The following is a 1,134-nucleotide window of genomic DNA, read 5'->3' on the forward strand; positions in this document are numbered from 1 at the left end:
GCCGTGCCCCTGTTCCTCTTCGGCATCGCGCTGGGGTGGCTCGTGATGCCGCAGGCCGTCCAGTTCTTCGTGGGCTTCACTCCAGAGGGCGGCGCGAATCTCCCGACGGCGTCCGTGTACATCAGCTTCGTCACGCGTCTCTACCTCGCGTTCGGTGTGGCCATGGTCCTGCCCGTGCTGCTGGTGGGCCTGAACATGCTCGGCGTCCTGCCGGGCCGGATGATCGTGAAGCACTGGCGGATCACCGTGTTCCTCGTCATGCTCGTCGCGGCGATCGCCGCCCCCGGGTCGGACGCGATCTCCATGTTCTACATGGCGGTGCCGCTCGTCGTCCTCTTCGGCGTGGCCATCGCCCTGTGCCTGTGGGGGGACCGTCGTCGTGACCGCCGCTCGGGGCAGCGCGAGGTGGACGTCGAGGCGGAGCTCGCCGCAGGCCCGAAGCCGCTCGATCAGATCTGAGCGGCGTCCGCCGCGGCCCTCTCGCCCGGACGCCGGACCCGCCAGTAGGGTGGGGCCATGGCCCACCATCCCGCGTCCGCGACCCCGCACGGCGAGCCCGAGCTGAGCCCGGCGGAGCGCTACGCCCGTGCTCGGGCGGCCCGGTACCATGCCGGCTCCGAGCTCGGCCGGTTCGCCGCACGCGTGGGCTTCCCCCTCGACGACTTCCAACGCCGCGCGTGCGCCGAGGTCGAGGACGGCCACGGCGTCCTCGTCGCGGCGCCCACCGGTGCCGGCAAGACGGTGGTCGGCGAGTTCGCCGTCCACCTGGCCCTGGCCCGCGGCACTAAGGCGTTCTACACCACCCCCATCAAGGCCCTCAGCAACCAGAAGCACGCGGACCTCGCCCGCGTGCACGGCGCGGAGAACGTCGGCCTGCTCACGGGGGACACCTCCGTCAATCCGGACGCGCCCGTCGTCGTGATGACCACCGAGGTGCTGCGCAACATGCTGTACGCGCAGTCGGACACCCTCATCGGCCTCGGCTTCGTCGTCATGGACGAGGTCCACTACCTCGCCGACAGGTTCCGGGGCCCGGTGTGGGAGGAGGTCATCATCCACCTGCCCGAGCACGTGCAGCTGATCTCCCTGTCCGCCACGGTGTCCAATGCCGAGGAGTTCGGCGCCTGGCTCGAC

At 70.8% G+C, this 1,134-nt stretch carries 2 protein-coding genes; both read left to right on the forward strand.

Going from position 1 to position 1,134, the window contains the following annotated elements; all coding sequences use genetic code 11:
* On the forward strand, positions 1-459 hold a 459-nt coding region (locus AB0N07_RS51655), incomplete at its 5' end, for a twin-arginine translocase subunit TatC (protein ID WP_365848013.1).
* A gap of 57 nt (positions 460-516) precedes the next feature.
* Positions 517-1,134, forward strand: a 618-nt coding sequence (locus AB0N07_RS51660) for a DEAD/DEAH box helicase (RefSeq protein ID WP_365848015.1), incomplete at its 3' end; no start/stop codon positions are given.

Origin of the sequence: Streptomyces sp. NPDC051172 (genome assembly GCF_040682555.1) — a bacterium.
In the GTDB taxonomy this organism is placed as follows: Bacteria; Actinomycetota; Actinomycetes; order Streptomycetales; family Streptomycetaceae; genus Streptomyces.